The sequence below is a fragment of the Alkalibacillus aidingensis genome (genome assembly GCF_014595945.1).
GTDB classification, from domain to species: Bacteria; Bacillota; Bacilli; order Bacillales; family Alkalibacillaceae; genus Alkalibacillus; species Alkalibacillus aidingensis.
This window is the reverse complement of record NZ_JABXWU010000025.1, coordinates 1-1,147: the sequence shown is the minus strand read 5'-3', so window position 1 is coordinate 1,147 and position 1,147 is coordinate 1. Positions and strand designations below refer to the sequence as shown.

1 protein-coding gene is annotated in these 1,147 nt (G+C 35.7%); it reads left to right on the top strand.

Annotated features, from left to right (window positions below):
• Positions 1–13: 13 nt before the first annotated feature.
• Positions 14–1,147, top strand: a protein-coding gene (locus tag HWQ49_RS14605) for an IS3 family transposase (RefSeq protein WP_188208355.1) whose coding sequence is annotated in 2 segments (ribosomal slippage) — positions 14–290 and positions 290–1,147 — 1,135 coding nt annotated over the 2 segments. Because the reading frame shifts where the segments join, the coding sequence is not laid out codon by codon here. This gene is flagged as partial in the annotation.

Sequence of the window (1,147 nt, the reverse complement as noted above, 5' to 3'; positions counted from 1 at the left end):
GAGGTGTTTTTGCATGGGCAAAAGCGTATATTCAAGTGACGTAAAATGGGCTGTCGTAAAAGCGAAACTTGCGGGTGAATTAACGAATGAAGAAATCATGGAGAAATATAACATCAAAAATGTATCTCAGATTAAGACATGGGTTAGATGGTACCGGAAGGGTGAAATCTACCGATTTGACCAACCCATAGGAAAACAGTATACGTACGGGCATGGTCCAGAGGATCGAACAGAAGATGAGCGAAAAGATCGGCAAATCAATCATTTGAAAATGGAGAATGAAATTTTAAAAAAGTATATGGAGATCGAAAAGGAGCTGAAAAAGAAGTAGTCTTAGATCTCGTAGATAAACTAAAACAAAAATATACAATTACAGCTATTTTAAATGCATTGGACATACCACGTGCTAATTATTATCGTTGGCGGTCAGAAGGAGATTCATCATTGACAGAAGTTGAGGAAGCGATTATTGAAATATGTAAGGCTACCAATTATCGTTACGGACATCGAAAGGTAAAAGCTTTATTAAAGAAGGAGTACCATATTAAGCGTAACCGCAATACTGTTCAAGCTATTATGCAAAAACACCATCTCCAATGTCGGGTTAAACCAAAAAGGAAATGGAAATCTCAAGGGGAAACAATTATTATCGCCCCTGATCTTATACAGCGTAATTTTCAAGCTTCAGAGCCAAACCAAAAATGGGTTACCGATATCACATACATTCAGTATGGAAGTACGGTAAAATATTTATCGACTATAATGGATCTCTACAACAATGAGATTGTCGCTTATAAAATGTATGACCATCAACAGGTTTCATTAATAATAGATACGTTAAAAGAAGCATTAGAACAACGTTCTTATCCTGAAGGAGTCATCATTCATTCAGATCAAGGGAGTGTTTATACTTCATATGCTTTTCAAGGATATGTAACTGAACATAACCTAGTAAGTAGTATGTCAAGAAGAGGTAATTGTTGGGATAACGCTGTCATTGAGTCTTTTCACTCTAATTTGAAGTCTGAGGAATTTGCATACACCAGACATAATTCTTTAAGCAACACTGAGGTTATTATACGTGTTGATCAATTTTTAAAACACTATAATGAGGAGAGAATCCAAGAAAAATTAGGCTACCTTTCTC